Raw genomic sequence first — 18695 nt, 5'->3', positions numbered from 1 at the left:
CAGTCATTTTTCAGACTTTGGTGCCTAAAGCGCGCATGACGTTGGTCGCCTAACCCCGGGACCAAGGTCTTAATCACAGGGCGCAGCATCACCGCTGCTCTGGAGGTCAAACGGTTCAGGCGATGGCTTTGCCCGACAGGCGGTTCCAGACCGTTGAGGCACTACAGATTTAGACTTACCTACATAAGCTCATGGACAGGAAATGGGCGCAGGCGTATATCTCCCGCCAGAGGGTGGGAGATCAAATATGAGATCAATTGCACTGGCTCTGGCCGATGATCATCCATTGATGCTCGCGGGTCTTGTAGATCTATTTAGATCCAAAGAGGAGTTTGTAGTCGTCGCGACTGGGTCTTCCGCCGAAGAAGTACTTGAGATCGGGCTACAAACAGCGCCGGAAGTTTTCATCGTCGACATTATGATGCCTGGCAACATCTTCAATACTATCCTGGACCTGATGAAACGGGGTTGCAGGACGAGGTTCCTGGCGTTCAGCGCCATGTCGAAATCTGACATCGCAATCAATGCGCTCAAGGCCGGCGCCAGCGGCTACGTCGTCAAGGGGACCAGTCCACAGGAGCTCATCGATGCGGTTAAGGCCGTTCAGCGAGGTGAGATTTTCATAAGCCGGGATCTCGCCTGCAAGTTGATTGAACACCACAGAATGGCTTCGCTCCGTGCCGCAGCCGGGCCACCCGTCAAGTTCAGCCTCAGGGAAGGCCAAATCATCGCAATGCTGACGCGGGGATGCACCAACCGCCAGATCGCTGTGGAATTGAAGATTGGCGAAAAAACCGTTAAGAATCATATGACTGCGCTCATGCAAAAGTTAAATGTCCGCAATCGCCTCGAAGTGCTGATTGCGACACAGAAACTTGATCGGGACGAGCTGCCCGCTCCACGCCACTGATGGTGATATCACAAAGCCTTGCCTGATCTGATACCCGATTGCCTCAATTACTAGCTGTATTTCGAAACGTTTCTGAGGCGCTACTCTCCGACGGATTCACCCGATCCGGAAAGGCACTACGCTCACCGATTGTACGCACTGGAAGCGTCGGGTCTCATTCCGCCCTACCACTATTGACGAATGCCCAGTTAGAGCAACTCACCGCAAGTCGCACACAGCAGCCGATCGTTTGAGGATTGTACCGCAAACGGACGGATTGCAGAGAATTGTGCGCAACAGCACGCTCAATCCAGACATTAGTCGCTGGAGGTGCAGTGTCATGCCAACACGCGTCAACACAACAGCTGCGCTTGCGGAAGAACTTGGCGAACGCCTACGGGCCGTGCGGCTTGATCACCGGTTCTCGCGGGATAGGCTTGCCGCCGCGCTTGGCGTCACGCTCCACCAAGTCCAGAAATATGAGAATGGCAGGAGCAATATCTCCGTGCCGATGCTTATTCTCATGTGCGAGGCGCTCGGCGCTCATCCAATGGAGTTGATCGGCACGATGGTTGAGGCTCGCGTGCCCGTTTGCAAGACACAGGATATCGCGCACGAGCGTCTAGTCATGGCCCAGCTGAAACTCGAGGAGATCTGCAGGGAGATCGCCGCAGGGAGGTGATTGGTCATGTCGTCGGCCTGCCCACCGCCGCGACGGCTCGAAGATCGAAATACTGGCAAGACTGCCGATCAGACACCATTGGGAACGATCCTTGAACATGGTGCGTTCAGCATTGGCATCTCGGCGAGAAACCTGGCCGGCGATCTCTCGGACCTTGGCGAAGAGTTCTACATGTTCGAGGCGCTGAGCGTCGATCTCATCTAACTGCCGACCCTCGACTACGACGTCGTGACAGCACCCCAGCAAGGTGAAGATGTCTACTTCCTTGCTTCCGTCGAGTCCATCGTGGCCGTTCGATACTGCGGACGCCCGGTGGGACGGTAGGCTTGGATGATCACCCCGCCGGCGGTGGACCGCGATGCGACCAGTTCGAGTGCCCTGTCCGGGCCGGTCTCGGGAAAGAGCCGCATACCCTGGCCGAGGATCAGCGGGTAGGTGAAAAGGTTGATCTCATCGACCAGGTCGTTGTCGAGCAGCCAGCGGATGAACGTGGTGCCGCCATGCACTTGCAACTCGCCGCCCGGCTTGGCCTTCAGGTCGCGGATCGCGGTCGCGACGTCGCCCGAAAGGACAGTGGTATTCGTCCATTTCGGGACCCTGAGCGTATTCGATGCCACGTATTTGGGCCGCGTGTTCAAGGCGAGTGCGACGGGGTTGTCACGCGGGATCTCTTTGACCGCCCCCCAGGAGCCGGCAAAGACCTCGTACGTCCACCGGCCGAACAGAAACGCGTCGGCGCGCGCGTAGATCTGGCCCAATGCGGCCCCCGCCTCTTCGTCGAAGAGCGGCGCAATCCATCCGCCGCGCTCGAAGCCGCCGCGACGGTCCTCGTCGGCCGATCCGAGCCCTTGCATGACTCCATCGAGGGAGACATTCGTCATGGTAATCAAGTTCATGATCGTCGTTCCTTCCGGTTGGTCACCGTTTGATCGGGCCAGTTACACGCGCCTTCGCTGCATAGACGAACGGCTGATCCGGAATTCGACAAACAATTCAAGAAATCTTTTCGGCCGCCGTCAATCTTGCCGGCATACCGCCGGGCCAACGGATCAGGCTTGCAGGAAGGTGCGCGCAAAGCCGGGTTCCGTTACCTCGATCGCCCCTTCCGGAAGCTTCAAAAAACGCTCGATCGCGGTGCCATAGGTTCGCATCCAGCTGTCCAGCATCGCCGCTGCCCCGTCGAGATCACCGGCCTCCGAAAGTTGCAACGCCTTGTGCATCATCTTGGCGACGCTCAATCGCAATTGCAGAAGCATCATCGCGGCAGTTTCCGGATCAGGTGCGTCCAGCGCTCCCTGCGCATGACCGCGCCGCAGTATCTCCGTGATAATTGGCAGGCTGGCTGCCTGGAGAGCCTCGTCGATGCGGTGATACAGCACGACGTTTTCCGGCTTGAACAGGGCGTTGAAGGTATTCTTCAGCTGCGGCGCCATTTCAAGCTTTAGTCGCCGCGAGCCGGCGAAAAGCGCATTCAACTGTCCAACGGCATCAAGCGAAGGGTCTTCGGCGAGGGGCTGCAGTTCCTCGAGATTCCTCTTCGCCAGTCGGGTCGCGACCGCCTCGAGGAGCGCCTCCTTCGAAACGAAGTAGTGATAGAAAGCACCCTTCGAGACATCGGCCTCACGGATGACGTCGTTGACCGTCGTATTCTCGTATCCATGCTGAAAGAACAGCCGTTCGGCGCAATCGATCAGCTCCTTCGATCGGACCTCTGGCGATTTCTTTATTCTAGCCATAAGTGCTCCGAGAACTGCGCCTTAGCACGGTTTGCAATGTGTTCCACGATGCCCACGATAGGCAAGGTGGTGTTCACCCTTGAAACAAACCGACCGTCGGTCTATTTTTACTGCATCGATTGGAAGGTTTCAAGGAGCGTTTCTTGCGGCTAGCTCGTTATGCCATCGCAGCTGCCACCGTCGTCGGCATCGGCGCGGTGGCCACCTGGTATTTGTTTCGTGCAGTTCCCGTATCCGTTGTTGCCCCCAAGCGTGGCGATGCGGCAGAGATCGTATACGCGGACGGTGTCGTGGAGCCGCGCACCTGGGCGAAGGTCACGCCGACCGTGGCCGAGCGGATCGTCGAACAATGCGACTGTGAAGGCGAACGCGTCGCCAAGGGACAGGTGCTCGCCCGCCTCGACGACACGGAGGCGCGCGCAGCGCTCAGCGAACTCCAGGCGCGTCTGACGCTGGCGCAGGAAGAATATCGGCGTAAGCTCACGCTGGCCGGAAAGCGCACGATCAGCGAACAGGAGGTCGACCAAGCGCGCAGCGAACTGGGCCAGCTCGAAGCCTTGGTGGCGGGTCGGCAGGCGCGGCTTGCGACCTACGTGTTGCGAGCACCGAGCGACGGCCAGGTGCTGCGGCAGGATGGCGAGATCGGCGAAGTCGCCGGACTCGGCACGGTGCTCTTTTGGGTCGGGGAACCGAAACCGCTGATCATCACGGCCGACGTCAACGAAGAGGACATTTCGCGCGTCGACGTCGGGCAGCGGGCGCTATTGAGATCGGATGCTTTTCCGGATCGCAAGCTCGAGGCGACCGTCGACAGCATCACGCCAAAAGGCGACCCGGTGACAAAGACCTATCGTGTCCGCTTCCGCCTGCCCGACGATACGCCGCTGCGCATCGGCATGTCGACGGACGTCAACGTCATCGTGCGGGTATCGCATCACGCTTTGATCATTCCAACCGTAGCTCTTGAAGGGACAAAGGTCGCCCTGCTCGACGGCGGGCGTATCAAGATACAAGCCCTGAAGACAGGCATACGTGGCGCCGAAGGCGTCGAGATCCTGTCGGGTCTCGAAGACGACGCCCGTATCGTCTCGCCGTTCCCGACCGACCTTGCCGACGGTGCTCGCGTCAAGGCCGCGGCCGAGCCGGAGAAATGAGTTCGCCATGCGCCTCATCCTCGACATCGCGCTGACCCACATTTCCGGCCGGGGACGGCAGACGGTCGTCGCGATGCTGGGAGTTGCCGTTGGCGTCGGCTTTTCCATTGCCATGGCGGCCCTGATGCAGGGCGGCCAGGATGATTTCGTCCGTCAGCTCGTCGACACCATGCCGCATGTGCAGGTGACCGACGAGCAGCGCACGGCCCGGCGGCAACCGGCAGAGGACCAGTTCGATGCCGCCGCCATTTTCGGGCTCAGGCCGCGAGACGACCGCCGCGGCATCATCAACCCAACCGCAGCCCTCGCCTGGCTCAACGCCTGGATCCCGGGGCGCATTGCAGCGACGCTGAATGCGCAAGGGGTCATTCGCTATTCCGGCCAGGAGGTCGGCGCCGCAGTCCTCGGTATCGACCCGCAAGCCGAGCCCCGCGTCTCACCGATCATCGAGGATTTCAAGGCGGGAAGCTTCGCGACCCTCGCCGCCGGCGGCAACAACGTGGTCATCGGCGATACCATGGCCTCACGGCTGGGCGCCGGCCTCGGCGATACGATTACCGCGGTCTCGTCGGAAGGGCTTAGCCGCCGCTTCAAAATCGTCGGGCTGTTCCATACGGGCACCACCGCGCGTGACGAAGGAGAAGCCTACGTGCTGCAGAAGAACGCACAAATCCTCTCCGCGCGGCCGAATGCGATCAACCAGATCAATATCAAACTCGACGACCCGAACGCCGCGCCCGCGGTGGCGCGCCGCGTCGAAGCGGAGCTTGGCTACAAGGCGATTGCCTGGCAGGAGGCGAACGAGTCGATCCTGGAAGCGCTCGTCGTTCGCAATGTCATCATGTACACCGTCGTCGCCGCGATCATGTTGGTTGCAGGTTTCGGCATCTTCAACATCATCTCTACGATCACGCACGAAAAGGCGCGAGACATCGCCATCATGAAGTCGTTGGGTTTCACCGAGTCCGACATGCGCATTCTCTTTGTGCTCGAAGGTGTGGCCATCGCCACGGCCGGCACGCTGCTCGGCTGGGCGCTCGGCTTTGCGATGGTTTATGCGCTTTCCCTGGTGCGCTTCGAGATATCCGCAACCGGGCAAGAAATGACCCGGCTGCCGATCGCCTGGAGCATGCTTCACTATCTCATCGCCGCCGCCTTCGCACTCGGCTCGGCAGCCGTAGCCGGCTACCTGCCCGCAAGGCGCGCGGCCCGCGCAAATCCGGTCGACATCATCAGGGGGGCGACATGAGTTCACTCATCGAGGCCAAGGATCTCACGCGCATCCTCCAGGAAACGGTGCCGGTCACGCTGGTCAAGGAGGTGTCAGTGACGATCGCCGAACGGGAATTCGTCGCGGTCACCGGCCCGTCCGGCTCTGGCAAGTCGTCGCTTCTCTATCTGCTTGGCCTGCTCGATCGGCCGACCAGCGGCACGCTCATGATCCGCGGCCGGGACACCGATCTCATGGATGAACAGGAGCGGGCCGCCACGCGCCTTGAGAATATCGGCTTCGTCTTCCAGTTTCACTTCCTGCTGCCGGAGTTCACTGCGCGCGAGAATGTCGAGATCCCGATGCGCAAGCTTGGCCGCCTCGCCCGAGATGAGATGCGCCAAAGAGCAAGCGGTCTGCTCGAGGCACTGGGCCTTTCCGATCATCTCGACAAGCGTCCCGATCAGCTTTCGGGCGGCCAGCGTCAGCGCGTGGCGGTGGCAAGGGCACTCGCCAACGATCCACCACTGATCCTCGCCGACGAGCCGACCGGCAGCCTCGACAGCAACAGTTCCGAACAAGTCTTCACCATCCTGGAGACGCTGGTGCGCAAGCAGGGCAAGACGGTGGTCGCCGTGACGCACGATCTAGACATGGCTGCGCGTATGGACCGGCGCGTCCAGCTTGTAGATGGACGACTGCATTGAGTGAACATCGCTTTGGTATTCCCGGCGCCGGACAGGTTCATAGCCAAAACGGCCGTTCATCGTCACTTTGGGAACAAGAACGTTACTGCCGCTCTGAAACCCCATCCTTGCGGCCCATTTTCAGGTGCCTGTGCCCAGTACCGCGCACCCGCTGTGAAGCTCACGGGCTGCTCACCGAATTTCACCAGCTTTGACACCTGAAAATTGACCGGAACCGACCACTCGTCCTGGATCCAGTCGTACGTGCTTTCAGTATTCAGCGAATAAGTCCATGCATCGGGCGTAGTATAGGAAACGAAAGGCTGCAGATACGTCGAACTGACATCCTCCCGGTCACTCTGGCCGGCGAAAGACCAGATGTGGTTGGCCAGTATCCCGTATGTCCAAGGTCCTTCCTGTTTCAAAGCGACAGCCGTAGGACCAGCTCCCCATTTTCCACTCCCAAGTAGCTCATCGGTCGCTGTTGGGATCAGGAAGACCGGCCCAGCGCTCCAGATGATCCCGCCTGGGCCAGGTTGCTTGGGGGAAACGAAAAGGCTCTGAGTGATATCGCCGAGACCGAACTGGTGGCCGGATTGCCCGGCTATGTCATTTTGCGAGATCACCGGCAGGATTGTGCGCGAGATGATGTTCCAGTCTTCGTTTAGCGAGATTGGGATGACTGGTTGTATGTTGAGGACTTCACGATTGCCATTCTCCGGGCCGTAACCGCGATCATAGTTGAACTGAAAGGGCACGCTGATGAGCGAAGCAATCGGATTGCTGAGCTTCTTGGCGAGCTCAGCACCGGACTCTTGAGCAACGGCTGACCCGGCGGTGGCCATCAAAGAGACAGTCAAACAAATAACTCTGTAGTGCGGCTTCATATTGTGACCTCGGCCCCTGGATTCGAAGGTTTTCTGAGCTGCTTTGCCTCAAGACGGCAGCGGCGCAGCTCGCGTAACGGCACAGTCAGCGGACACGATCGGTCCGCTCGTTGTCTATAAACGTCCGCTGAACGTGGCGAACGTCACATGAGCATCCTAAAACCGTACGACCAAGCCGAGGATGGGGCCCTGCTGAACGGTGTCGAACACGAACCCATCATCGCTGTAGTCGACGCCCAAAGCGCGGTAACCGGCCACTGCCGAAATCGTGTCGTTAAACCGGTAGCCAATCGTCGCAGCGACGTCCCAGTCGAGATCGGCACCACCTGCTCCAATGAACCCCCACCCTGTCAGATAGATTTCGGAAGTGAGCGTATAGGTGCCGCGAAGGCCGGCTAAACCGTCCACCCACGTTGCACCATCGCTTCTGGAACGCCCATCGAGAATGCCACCGCTGAACGAAAGCTCGCTTTCGACGGACCAGACGCGCAGACCGCCGACGATTTCGAGCCGCGCGCTGCTGTCCTCAAAAACCGAATACCCCGCACCAAGCATTCCGGCGAAGGTCTCGGATTTGAGCTCGGCGTCTGTGGCAAGGATGCCTCTTGGCGTACCGGCCTGCCCCGAAATCTTGGTATACATGACATCGCCGAAGATGCTGTAAGGTCCATTACGGGCCTCGCCCATCGCCATGGCGCCGAAATCGAGGTGATCGAAGATGTCGCTGAAACTGGCGTCGACGTCCACGGCAGGCAAGCCGAATTGCCCGAGTTCCCCCGACAAACCAGCTGCCCAGAAATAAGGCGCAAAAGTAAAGGTCCAGCCACTCTCCGTGGTCGTCTGCCGAGCCTCTGGCGTCATCGGCGAATAGATGTCCGCAGCCATTGCTCCATTACTAACGAGACATGTTCCGATCGCCGCCAGAGCGCGAAGTAGGTATAATTTCATGCTAGCCCCTAATAGCGGCCGCCGATGCGGCCAACTCGATTTGCGTCCGCGATTCAGACCCAGACGGAGATCGCTGTTTAACCCGTTGCTGTTTTCGTGAAGGTCGGTCTCGTTCGACCCGACGCGCGGGCGTCTAATAAGACACGCGGCGCTGTAGAAGAGATACTTGGCGCAGCCCAATGGCAAACGCCCAGCGAGAACGCACCGCCTATGCAAATGCCGGCTGCCGCCTACTGTCCTCGGTCAGAGGACCACAAGAAGCAGAGGCGCCAGCCGAGCATCAGCACAATGGGGGGAGAACTATTCGGCCACAGTGATGCCGGGCGGCTGCCATGTCCCTTCGCCCGCCGGCAAGATCGAAGGCGCTTCCGTCTTCGGCCAGTACAGGCGCATCACGAGGTAGATTTTGTCATCCGGCGCCGGAAGCCAATTGGATTCCTTGTCCGCACCGGGGCTGTCCTTTTGGAGGTACAGCGTCAGCGAGCCGTCCGCGTCCTTTTTCATCTCCGGCAACATCGGAGAGTTGATCAGGTAGCGATTGATCGGATTCTTGACCAGGAGCTGGCTCTTGCCGTCGTACATGGTAACGGACCAGAACGCATTTACTGGTGGCAACTGGCCGGCCGGGAAGGTCAGCGTGTAGTTGTGCTTGCTGCTGTCGAGCGGCGCACCGGCCGCGTCGGTTCGGGTATAGGGGTACATGGCTTCGACGGCATCATTGCCCAAGAGACCGCCCTTGGCGGCGCCTGCCCGCATCACCCAATCGCCATTGTAAAAGGCCTCGTCGCCAAAGAACGAGCCAACGTTCCAGCCGTTGATGTCCTTATTTCCGCTGGCCAGCCATTTGTCGACTTTGTCATTTCCCTGCTTCATGGCCACCAGGATTTCGGCTTTATGTTCGAGCGATAGTTCCTTGAAGTCGAAGGTCTTGCCGGGACCGATGCCAATCCTCGCAAGTTTCGCGCGAATCTCCTTGTCCCTTGCCGTCTCAGGGACGAACTGCAGGGCTGCGTCGAGATATTGGAAGAAGTTGTCCTTGATCCCGGCGGTGGTGGCAGGAAGGAACTCGATCGTGGCCGCGGCTGGCGGGGCCGGAGTTTTAAGAAAACCAGATAGCGGCTGGGCCTTGTAGCCGGCCTGAATCTTCTCGACGTTCGGCATGTCGTCGGGGTTGAAGAGCTGCGTGCGGATAAGCGCGAGCGTGAACGGCGTCGTCGATTGGAAGACCTTCTTGATCCCCGAGGGCGTTTCACCCTTCCAGTCTGGGCCAACGACCAGATAATCGCCCGGCTCGGTCCCCGTGGCGCGCGTGCCGATGTAGCCGTAATTGTAGGTGTTGCAATCGATCAATTGGACCGAGTAGTAGCGGTCCTTTTCGATCACCGGCACCGAGATGACCATCGGCTCAGCGCGCAAATCCAGCCAGATGAACGAGTAAGGCGTGTCGCTGTTCGGCGTAATGACTGCCGTGTCAGCCGGGCTGGCGACATGGTGCATGTTGTTGATTTCGTTGAAGGGCGCCTTGAACTGCCCCGAGTTCTTGTCAACGGCGAACTCTTGCATAACCGCATAAATCATCACCAGCGGCAGGCCGTAGATGAAGCCTTCCTCGGCGATGTCTTTTGCCTCGATAATGCCCGGGTAGCTTTGCGCCATCAGGAGGCTTGGCCTCGCAATCGCGGCGCTAGCGGCAATCACCGCGGTGGATCGAAGTAGATCTCTCTTCGTCAACATTTACCGTACTCCTTGATTATCGATGAGTTATCGAAACGGCGCGGGCTGTGGAGCAGCTCAGGAACCTTGGACGCAATCGTCCGGTTGCATTGGCTGTTGGTGAGGTATTCGCGAGAGCTGAAGCGGGCTGCAGTCGGGATCACACCCAGCCGCAACCGGCAGGTGCTAGTACAGAAATGCCCGCCGGTAGCCGCGCCTGGCCACGCCCGCATAGGAGAGCGGCGTCAACGGCATGCCGATGATGTCGATGAACACAGAGACCTCGGAGCCCTTCTCGGGCATTTCGCCACCGACCACTTTGACCGTATAGGTCAAGTTATTGTCGTTCAGCTCCGGATTCTCCAGGACGACGACGACCTGCTTGAGCTTGTCCCCTTCGAGGATCGACAGGTCGGCATTCGGCGGATCGGAAAGGAAGCTGTCCTTGCCCTTGCTCCAGAACGGCACGAAAGCGGCCGTCTCCATGTTCCCGGCAATGCGCTCGGGGCGGTCAGAGAAAAACAACGTGGCGCCGCCAACACCTTCGAGCGTCAGCTTGCTCGACGCCTTGTCGAATTTCATAGCACTTGCGGTTTGAACGAACAGGAAGTCGGCGACTTCGTCGGTTGCCTGCGCCAGTCGCGGCATGAACGGCACTGTCGTCGCCGCGACAGCTGTGGCTGCCAGCAGTAGGTTCCTTCTGGTTGTCATAGTCGTACCCCTCCTAAAGGTCGCAAGACATGTGGGTCACTACTTGTGCGACCCACATGTTTTACGGCACTAAACAGTATTCGCAATACGAAACCACTCATTTTGCGCCACGGTTGTCTTATTTCTGGAGTGTTGCATACATGGCTGAAATCCCGGTCATTTCCAATCGCATCCTGTCTGGCATGCCGGCCTTCATACGGCGCGAAATGGGGCAAAAGGCGCTGCTGCAGGCCAATCGTGCCATCGGCTTCGATCTCGAACTGACCGAGGGAGAGAACTGCTTCATCCCGCACGCGGCGGTAATCGGCTTCGTCGAAGCGGCCGCGCGCCTCGCCGGTGAGGCCAACTTCGGAATTCTGATCACGCCGATGATGAACGTCGCCAACTATGGCAGCTTCGGACACTACGTGTTTGGCGCTGACACCTTGGGGCAGGCCATCGAGCGCAGCATTGCTGGCCTTCGTTATCATAGTACGGTCGATAGGATGTCAGTCGCAGTGGTTGGCGACGAGGTACGGTACAGCTATGTGTTCGCTTTGGCCGGCCACTCAGGATATGCCAGTATTGTCTGTGCCGCCGCGGGTGTCCTGCTCAGCCTCTTCAAGGCTTATCTGCCCCCTGACTGGCGACCGCTGCGCGTCGAGCTTGACACCGACAGACCGCGCCAGACAGGCCTTATTGAAGACGTCTTCCAGTGTCCGGTTCTTTTCAACGCACCCGCGACGAGCATCGTCACGGATCGCCATCATCTTTCCGCTGCTCCGCGGCCCGCTTCCTGGCCAATGGTCACCATCGAGGATGTGGCGCGAGACCGGCGAGGCGGCGCTCCACGGGATCTGCTCGAAGTCATCATGGAGCAGGTCCGGGTCCAAGTTCTCACCGGCAGCGTGTCGATCGATGGTGCCGCTCAATCATTGGACACCAGCGTCCGGACCCTGCAACGGGAGCTGAACAGGGCCGGCACCGATTTTCGCGGGCTGGCGGGCGCCGCAAGGGTTCAGCGAGCCATTGAACTGCTGTGGCACACGAACGGCTCGATCACGCGCGTGTCGGCGGAGTTGGGGTATTCGTCTCCAGCCAATTTCGCCCGGGCCTTCCGAAAGGCAACCGGCAACGGACCACGGGAGTTTCGCTCGAATATCTCGCGTTGAAGGTACGGCCGTTTGCCGTTCAGCAGCGCGAACGGCGACCAAGATGAGAAGTGCCTGGTCAGTCTTGCTCCATGGGAAATTGGTCCATTCGTATTTGCCGCAACAAGTTCCGTCCGGCGATCAGCAATTCAGACAAGAATGCGACAAGCGATCCGATGAGCGAGACTATGGCACCACCAAAAAACCAGAAGAGATTTTCTTGGCGCAGTCCGATGGCAAGTGCACCAGCAAGTAGATTTAGGATTGCGCCGCCCGTGCAAATGCCGGCCATTACCCCAAGCACGACCGCAACTTCCAGAGCAAGTGCCCTTCGCCGCAGATACGCGAGCTGCATGCGAAACAATTTGCCCTGCTTACCCCTTTCCGCGACCTCGTTCAGCCGGTCCGATACTCTCCCGAGGCGAGTGGTGTAGATACTGACAAAGCCTGCGGTACCAGCCAACAAAAACACCGGCGCAAGGGATGTTTGTATGACAGAGGCAAGGTCGTTGACGATCGGCGGTGTGTCCATAATTCCTCTTAGTGCATTTCCAGGAAAAGCGCGAAGCGGTTTTCCGTCGGTAAATGCGCAAAAACAAAGAGATAGAGCGTTTCCCGGCGCTCCGTTTAAACCGGAAACGCTCTTAAGAAGCTGGCCCATTCGGTCCCGGTGGAGCAGTGGTGCCTTGAAGTTGCCGCGTGGCGTGAGCCGCAGCAGCTGAACCTTTGTCATCTCCGCTCACCTGGACGACAGGCTGAGCGAAATCGATCCCGTTGTCGCCAAACACCTGCATGAGCATCGTATATGCCTTGCGGCGGATCGCGGTTTGATCGCCAGGCTTACAGGTGAAGCCAACGCCGAGTTCGATGCCGTACTCGCCAATTTGCTCGACGCCCTTGAGCTTGAGTGGCTCGATGAATGACGAGCCGAGCTCCGGATCGGCCTGCAATTCCCCGCCGATTGCCTTGATGAGCTTGCGGACCTTGTCAAGATCGGTTTTGAAGGGGACACGGATGCGGAACTTATCAACCGACCAGTCACGGCTCAAGTTCTTGATGGCGCCAAGCGAACCGAAGGGCACCGTGAATATCGGTCCGCGATGGTGCCGCAGCCGGACCGATCGCAAACTGAAGGACTCGACTGTGCCTGTGTAACTTCCCGCCTCAATATACTCCCCGACGCGGAACGCATCGTCTAAAAGATAAAAAACACCGCTGACGATGTCCTTGACGAGCGTCTGTGAGCCGAACCCGATGGCCACGCCGACCACGCCCGCACCGGCGATGAGCGGGCCTATCTGAACCCCCATCTGCGAGAGAACCGTAAGCGCGGCCACACTAAGAAGCCCCGCGGCCAACGCGTTGCGGAATACAGGCAGCAAGGTGCGAAGCCGGCCTTGGCGGGCGATCTCATTCGGTGTGAGTGCTCTTCCATCGCCAACGCGGCCGAGCTGACGGGCAATGTAAGCATTCCCCAACTGCCAAACGAGGTCGATGACCAGCAAGATGACGACGCTGTTGAAGGCGCCGGTTATGATTGTCTTGGCGAGCGCCAGCTGACCGGTAATGGGCTGGAAATTGTGACGCCAAACGAATGCGATCCAATCCACTGCGATGATGATGATGATCGCTCGCGCGCCTCGTACAAGCAGCACTGTCTTCGGATCTGCCGCATCACCGTCATTCCAGCGTGAAGCCGCAAACGCGTGGGTCAACTTGTCAGCGATTGACAGGACACGGGGCACAACGACAAACATAATGCCGAGCCAAAATAGCGCCAGGAAACCACCGCACCAGAGCAGCCAGAGCGTTACGGCGCCGGCAATGCCGGTTGTCCGAGGCACGCGTTGGCCCAAAAGCTGTGCATCATCGCTGGAGCGGTTGCGGCCGATAGCTTCGATCGCGATCAGAAGAAGCAGGCCCGAAAATCCAATGGTAATCAAGGAACAGACGTCCTCGGCAACGGCGAGCCGCTCGCATATGGCCGAGAATGCCATCGCCGCTGCTAACACCGCGACGAACAGCCGGACACGGGGGTATGCCTTAGCCATCGGCACGGAAACGGTCATCGCCAGCCGGCAAAGCGCCAGCACGCTTCGGTAGGCGACCGTCGCGACGAGCGAATAAAGCACGACCACACGCATGAGCGGCGGCCAAGGAAAGATGAGAAAGACGAAGGCAACCGTCGCCGTGAAAATCAAGAGTGGCGCAAACTCCGTCTGCATCTGCGACAGGAGTTGATTGGGCAAGGTCACGGCTGGCACTGAACGACGAAGGAACCATTCCGTGCCAAAGCCAATGCCCGCGATGATGGCGATCATCAGTATCCCGGGGGCAAATCCACTATCGTGCGCCTCTTGCCGGACCGAGGAGGCTGCGCGGTAGAGTTCGCTGCCTACACGCGGCACGGCAGACAAAAGGATGTTGAGGCGGGTACGCGAGCGGGCCTCTAAGTCGTCGATGACCCGCGCTACCTCGGCCGCGCCTTTTTCGGGAACTGCTGCTTGCCTTTGCGCCAGCCATGTCTTCACGTCCGCGTCTTCGAGAAGACGCAGCAGCTCGGCCACCTTTGGCGGTTCTGCTGTGCTCGTTGCCGGCGCCTGCGCCTGCGCGTACGACAGGGAAACAACCGACAGGCAGATGAGCAGGCTCAGTAACAGGAAGCGAATGATGAACATGTAACCCCGTCGCAGCCACCGCGCTGACCGTTCTCAAATACGGCGGTAAATAACCCCGAACTGATGCTGATCCGACAGAATCAGTCGGATCAGCTTGGCAGGCGGAACCAACCGGAAAACACCTTTGTTGCGATCAGTCCATCGAAAATATTCTGTATTCACTCGGCCAGCCCGACTTCACCTGGCTTCCAGGACTTATCGAACCACGGCTCGAGCGGCCTGCAGGCGCAGAAGGATATTCCACCCTTTGCAGGCAACTGGCCGTGCCCAGTCGGCGCTACTGTTGCTCGGAACATCGCGGGCGACGCACGAAGTGGGAAAAAGGGTGAAGATTTAAATCGAAGTGGTGCAAACAAGCTCTGGCATCAGTCGATGTAGACGACGACGTAGCGCCCACCATAGGGCTGGTAATAAACCCCGCCGCAGCGCCAGATCACAACGCCGTTGACGCTGGTCCTGACACAGCCCGTGGGCAGCGCGGCGACGTAGACAGTGGAGCGGCGGATTACCCGGCGGGTGGTGCGGCGCGCAACACCGGCAACGCTGCCCGGGGTCGCGGGATGCCCAACGACCGCCTGGGCCTCCGATACGAACGAGCCGAACGGCATCGGGACAAGATGGTCGCCGACGAGCAGGGCGAGGCCGACGACTGTGGCGCAAAGGATCTTTCCGTACATCTTGCGCATCTTCATTCTCCCACCTCCAGCGATATATCGCCGGTGACGTCTGCATGTATCTGTTCGAGTTTCCTGGCGTTCGCTGGCGGCGTGAATTTAAACTGAGCGCCGCCGATGGCGCCTGCCTTCCAGTTGCTGAGCCGGAGCGAGTATTCCGGCGCTCCGGTTACCCATTTGGTCGTGATGACATATTTGAGCGGCAACGGTTTGTTGCCCTTGCTGACCCAGATCTGCCAGTCGACAATATCTGTTCTGAAGGCGAGGTGATCGCACTCGACCCCGCCAATGAATGCCGACCCCACGTGAGTACCCTTGGTAACCCCGTCGGTAAGGACGGTATAGGGGTCGCTTGCGAGCAGGTCGGCTCCCGGTGCATCGAGTCCAGTAGCGGCGCGAAGTTCATCTGCTGCCTCTTCAACACTTGGTCCCGAACTTTGCAGCTGCGCGTAGACGTTCATGCCTTTGCTGTGGAGCGAGATCGTGCTGCCGTCGAACACCACCTCCGCATCGGCGAATGGCCCTTGGCGCGTCAACAGAAAACCCTTGGTGCGATCGAGCGCAATAGTACCCGATGCGCTGTACTGGATCTTCTGTCCCTCAAGGTCGACGATTTCCTGGTCTGCGTCATAGGTGACGCTAAGAGACGGCATCGATTTGAGATTGTCGCTCATCGCAGCGAGAATCTTGGCAGCTTCGGGTTCTATCGCGTCCTGGGCCGAAGCGGACCACGCCGCCGCACAGGCGGCCGCCGCTATGATCAACGTATACGGGCGCCAGGTTGCATCAGGCCATTTCAGTTTCAATTTTCTCATCCGCTATCCTCAGACATCGCTCCTCCGACTTGGCACGTCCACCAACGGCCGTTTCGGGTCTCGCTTCCAAAACGCCTTCCGACCGAAAGCATTCCAAATCAATAATATACTGCTATAGTAACGCTTCTTACGTCTTGCCTTTTCACGCCAATTTAGCGTTGTGAGTGTTGAATACTGCACCTTCGATCAGGATCAGGACGTTCTTGGCCATCGCGCCCTATCTGGCGAAGCACGATGTCTCGGCGATTGAGTTCTGCAAACGCCTCGGCATTTCGCCAAACGTGTTCCAGAATGCCGATGGCTGGCTTGCGCGCGCGCAGTGCTTTCGCTTGGGCAATGAGCTGGCGGCCGTCGCGGGGGACCCGTTCGCTGGCGCGCATATCGGCTCGTCGACCGACCTGCGTGAGTTCGGCGGGTGGGGACAATCCGTTCTGGCAGCGAGGGATGTGGCCCACGCTTGCGCGCTCGCGTCCGACAATGTGTCTTCGATCCACCGCGGTTCGGATGTACGCTTCCTGGTGGAGGGCAAAACCGCGCGAATCGTCTTTCGCTTCACGGACCGTTGCGAATTCGATCCCAGGCAGTTCATCTTCGGCAGTCTCGCGGTTCTGCGAAAAGTGCCGCTTTTGGCGGGCGAAGCGTCCGGAATAAGGGTTCGACTGACCGCGACAAAAACACGAGGGGCCGAGGCACTCGAAGAGTGCTGGGGTCCGAACATCGAATTGGGGTGCGAGCACGACATGATCGAAATTGATCGGGAGTTGCTCGATCTGCCTCTCAAAACGCAGGAAACCGGACCCTCAAAGGCGACGGCGGCCCTGATCTCGACGGTGGAGGTGGCGCGACTGCTCAGCGACAGACTCTCCTACGAGCGTGAACTTAGCTTGAAGGCCGTGGCAGCAAGAGTTCGGATGTCCGCCCGCACCCTGCAGAGGCGCCTGAAATACTGCGGCGTCGAGTTCGAGGAGCTGCTTGATGAGACTCGGCGAAGCGAGGCTATCCGGCTGATCCGCGAAGGAGGCTACAGCATGACCGAGATCGCCTATAGGGTAGGTTACAGCGATCCCGCTCATTTCACCCGCGCGTTTAGACGTTGGACAGGGATGGCGCCATCTCGATTTCCTCCAGACCATCAATGAGATAGATAAATGGAAGTCGTGCAAATACTGGCTTCCCTCCTTGCATGATTGTTTTATGGACTTAGGCGTGATCCCTCGGGATGCGAGCCACGACACTCCTCCCAGAGGACGAGCAGGGCGACACCTCGCTTCTTGAGCTCGACAGCAAGATCGGCCCAGTTCGGCTCGACGCGTCTTCAGGTGAGATCCAACGCCGAAGCTGATTCCCGTCGCAGTAATTCAAAGTGCTACAGCGACCTGTGCGCGTCTAATAAGGCGCGCTGCATTGTAGGACCTTAGTCCGAGTCGCACCGGCAAAGGTCGTAGGTGCGTTGCCGAATCTCACTCCCCGTGCATACTCGGGCAGGCAAAGCGCCCACGGAACAACGGCCCGCCCCGCCGCCGTGAGCGCGAGTGGTCCCAGAGCGAAGGCCCCCAAGCCCGATACCGCAGCGCTCTGGGACCCGCCTTCTGGCGCAACTGCCCGCCCTCTCACATCAATTTCAGGTCTCCCGACTGCTGACTACGATCGGGGCTTTCTGGCGCTGAAGATTGGTTGCGGCGACAGGATTCGAACCTGCGACCTCCAATTTATGAGGCTGGCGACCTACCGGGCTCCACGCCGTAGACCGGTCAGATGGCCGTTCCGCGCCTCGCTATCAGGCAGTGCCCCTATTGGAGCCGGCTTTTCTGTTTGCAAACAGCCCCGCGGAATCGTGCTGTCGCTAGCCGGGGAGTATACCGCGCTGGGGCACTACGCGGGAAGCCCAGTCTTTTCGTCGTAAAGCGCTTATGCTGTGCGACGGCTCAGCGGTCATCCGCATCGGCTTTCGCCTTCTCGATATGAGTGAGGCATTGCCGCGAATTGTTGTCGGATTCATCCACCTCTCCGGCGGAAGGCAAAGGTCGCCATTACCAATAGTGCTGGATCAGAATAGGTGGGCCACTTTCAAGCGACAACTAAAGCGCGCGAACGAGCCGCGAACATCCACAGGACGGAGGGCGTCCACCTACTCCGTGATTAGCCCGCTTGAGTAGGAACAAATGGTGAAAGGCGATCGCCCTACCGTATAGTCGGCGGTCATTGAGGTTTGGACCCGATGACCGCCGCCCAACGGCAGCGCTGTTCAATAGTATGGCGACACGCACTCCTGGCGCGGCCCATAATACGGCTGGAAGGTGTTGTCGTAGGCGCTGTATGAACGATAGCGGTCATAGCACCATTCGACATGGGCTGAGGGCGCGTTCGAATAGGCCCGGCGCGGCGGCGACGCGATCGCACCACCAATAACGACGCCTGCTCCAAATGCAGCAAGAGGATACCACCAGCCGTCACTGTGCCGACGATACCCGTCCCGCCGGTAACGGTAGCCGTTATAGCCGTTATAGTAGCCGTATCGGGGGCCCGAATTGTAACGGTACCCGTTGTACCCGCGCGAATGCGGCGGGCCACCATAGTGACCTGGCTTGTGGTGGATCAGTTCCACAGCTTGGGAGTTCGGCTGCGCTACTGACACAGGAGATACAGGCAGAGCCTGTGCCGGTACCGTCGTTAGGGCCGTGGCAACTGCGACGAACACCGCACCTATTCTTTTCATGACATCATCCGATCGTTCTTTACCGGATCATTTTCCGGCACCTGCCATGAACGCAGGATGAACGCG

General features: G+C 59.2%; 19 protein-coding genes. 8 read left to right on the top strand and 11 right to left on the bottom strand.

Going from position 1 to position 18695, the window contains the following annotated elements; genetic code table 11:
- Positions 1-247: 247 nt before the first annotated feature.
- The 3 genes from ASD03_RS23170 to ASD03_RS23160 all read left to right on the top strand — a co-directional run bounded on the left by ASD03_RS23170 (position 248) and on the right by ASD03_RS23160 (position 1775).
- Positions 248-910 (top strand): response regulator transcription factor, encoded by a 663-nt coding sequence (locus tag ASD03_RS23170; RefSeq protein WP_025430457.1) that lies wholly within the window; start codon positions 248-250, stop codon positions 908-910.
- A gap of 319 nt (positions 911-1229) precedes the next feature.
- Complete coding sequence (locus tag ASD03_RS23165) at positions 1230-1571, top strand: helix-turn-helix transcriptional regulator (RefSeq protein WP_025430458.1); 342 nt, start codon at positions 1230-1232, stop codon at positions 1569-1571.
- A 6-nt stretch (positions 1572-1577) separates the two neighbouring features.
- Complete coding sequence (locus ASD03_RS23160; protein ID WP_144239245.1) at positions 1578-1775, top strand: hypothetical protein; 198 nt, start codon at positions 1578-1580, stop codon at positions 1773-1775.
- 53 nt (positions 1776-1828) lie between these two features.
- On the opposite strand, the gene ASD03_RS23155 is transcribed toward ASD03_RS23160, so the two are convergent.
- A complete protein-coding gene (locus ASD03_RS23155) occupies positions 1829-2467 on the bottom strand; it encodes a dihydrofolate reductase family protein (RefSeq protein ID WP_057216712.1) in 639 nt (212 codons plus the stop codon).
- 153 nt (positions 2468-2620) lie between these two features.
- A complete protein-coding gene (locus ASD03_RS23150; protein WP_057216709.1) occupies positions 2621-3307 on the bottom strand; it encodes a TetR/AcrR family transcriptional regulator in 687 nt (228 codons plus the stop codon).
- Positions 3308-3450: 143 nt separating this feature from the next.
- Here ASD03_RS23150 and ASD03_RS23145 point away from each other — a divergent pair, with 143 nt between their 5' ends.
- From ASD03_RS23145 to ASD03_RS23135, 3 genes are read left to right on the top strand one after another with little or no spacing between them, the layout of a single operon-like run.
- Positions 3451-4461, top strand: coding sequence for an efflux RND transporter periplasmic adaptor subunit (locus tag ASD03_RS23145; RefSeq protein WP_057217199.1), 1011 nt, complete (start codon positions 3451-3453; stop codon positions 4459-4461).
- A gap of 7 nt (positions 4462-4468) precedes the next feature.
- Positions 4469-5710, top strand: a complete 1242-nt coding sequence (locus ASD03_RS23140) for an ABC transporter permease (RefSeq protein WP_025430462.1) — start codon at positions 4469-4471, stop codon at positions 5708-5710.
- A complete protein-coding gene (locus ASD03_RS23135; RefSeq protein WP_025430463.1) occupies positions 5707-6378 on the top strand; it encodes an ABC transporter ATP-binding protein in 672 nt (223 codons plus the stop codon). Before ASD03_RS23140 ends, ASD03_RS23135 begins: the two co-directional genes overlap by 4 nt.
- A 62-nt stretch (positions 6379-6440) precedes the next feature.
- Here ASD03_RS23135 and ASD03_RS23130 read toward each other — a convergent pair whose 3' ends face one another.
- The 4 genes from ASD03_RS23130 to ASD03_RS23115 all read right to left on the bottom strand — a co-directional run bounded on the left by ASD03_RS23130 (position 6441) and on the right by ASD03_RS23115 (position 10616).
- Positions 6441-7244, bottom strand: coding sequence for a hypothetical protein (locus tag ASD03_RS23130; protein WP_057216707.1), 804 nt, complete (start codon positions 7242-7244; stop codon positions 6441-6443).
- A 156-nt stretch (positions 7245-7400) separates the two neighbouring features.
- Positions 7401-8192: a hypothetical protein gene (locus ASD03_RS23125; protein ID WP_057216705.1), complete on the bottom strand. Its 792-nt coding sequence runs from the start codon at positions 8190-8192 to the stop codon at positions 7401-7403.
- Positions 8193-8492: 300 nt separating this feature from the next.
- Positions 8493-9926, bottom strand: a complete 1434-nt coding sequence (locus ASD03_RS23120) for a DUF1254 domain-containing protein (protein ID WP_057216702.1) — start codon at positions 9924-9926, stop codon at positions 8493-8495.
- Between the two features lie 165 nt (positions 9927-10091).
- Positions 10092-10616 carry a hypothetical protein gene (locus ASD03_RS23115; RefSeq protein ID WP_063997102.1) on the bottom strand — a complete coding sequence of 175 codons (525 nt, stop codon included), beginning with the start codon at positions 10614-10616 and terminating at the stop codon, positions 10092-10094.
- Between the two features lie 140 nt (positions 10617-10756).
- On the opposite strand from ASD03_RS23115, the gene ASD03_RS23110 reads away from it, so the two are divergent.
- Positions 10757-11767 (top strand): AraC family transcriptional regulator, encoded by a 1011-nt coding sequence (locus tag ASD03_RS23110; RefSeq protein ID WP_057216700.1) that lies wholly within the window; start codon positions 10757-10759, stop codon positions 11765-11767.
- A 58-nt stretch (positions 11768-11825) separates the two neighbouring features.
- On the opposite strand, the gene ASD03_RS23105 is transcribed toward ASD03_RS23110, so the two are convergent.
- The 4 genes from ASD03_RS23105 to ASD03_RS23090 all read right to left on the bottom strand — a co-directional run bounded on the left by ASD03_RS23105 (position 11826) and on the right by ASD03_RS23090 (position 15913).
- Positions 11826-12278, bottom strand: a complete 453-nt coding sequence (locus tag ASD03_RS23105; RefSeq protein WP_025430469.1) for a DUF2721 domain-containing protein — start codon at positions 12276-12278, stop codon at positions 11826-11828.
- Positions 12279-12390: 112 nt separating this feature from the next.
- Positions 12391-14424, bottom strand: coding sequence for a mechanosensitive ion channel domain-containing protein (locus ASD03_RS41345; RefSeq protein WP_057216697.1), 2034 nt, complete (start codon positions 14422-14424; stop codon positions 12391-12393).
- Between the two features lie 365 nt (positions 14425-14789).
- A complete protein-coding gene (locus tag ASD03_RS23095) occupies positions 14790-15116 on the bottom strand; it encodes a hypothetical protein (RefSeq protein WP_057206957.1) in 327 nt (108 codons plus the stop codon).
- On the bottom strand, positions 15113-15913 hold the full coding sequence (locus ASD03_RS23090; RefSeq protein ID WP_082557385.1) for a DUF2092 domain-containing protein: 801 nt from the start codon (positions 15911-15913) through the stop codon (positions 15113-15115). Before ASD03_RS23090 ends, ASD03_RS23095 begins: the two co-directional genes overlap by 4 nt.
- A 203-nt stretch (positions 15914-16116) precedes the next feature.
- Here ASD03_RS23090 and ASD03_RS23085 point away from each other — a divergent pair, with 203 nt between their 5' ends.
- A complete protein-coding gene (locus tag ASD03_RS23085) occupies positions 16117-17052 on the top strand; it encodes an AraC family transcriptional regulator (RefSeq protein ID WP_244494686.1) in 936 nt (311 codons plus the stop codon).
- A gap of 1106 nt (positions 17053-18158) precedes the next feature.
- On the opposite strand, the gene ASD03_RS38105 is transcribed toward ASD03_RS23085, so the two are convergent.
- Entirely contained in the window at positions 18159-18629 is a 471-nt protein-coding gene (locus ASD03_RS38105) for a BA14K family protein (RefSeq protein WP_082557384.1), read from the bottom strand.
- Between the last annotated feature and the right edge of the window lie 66 nt (positions 18630-18695).

Source organism: Ensifer sp. Root127, from assembly GCF_001425225.1.
Classification (GTDB): domain Bacteria; phylum Pseudomonadota; class Alphaproteobacteria; order Rhizobiales; family Rhizobiaceae; genus Ensifer; species Ensifer canadensis.
This window is presented reverse-complemented; position numbering and strand designations above follow the sequence as displayed.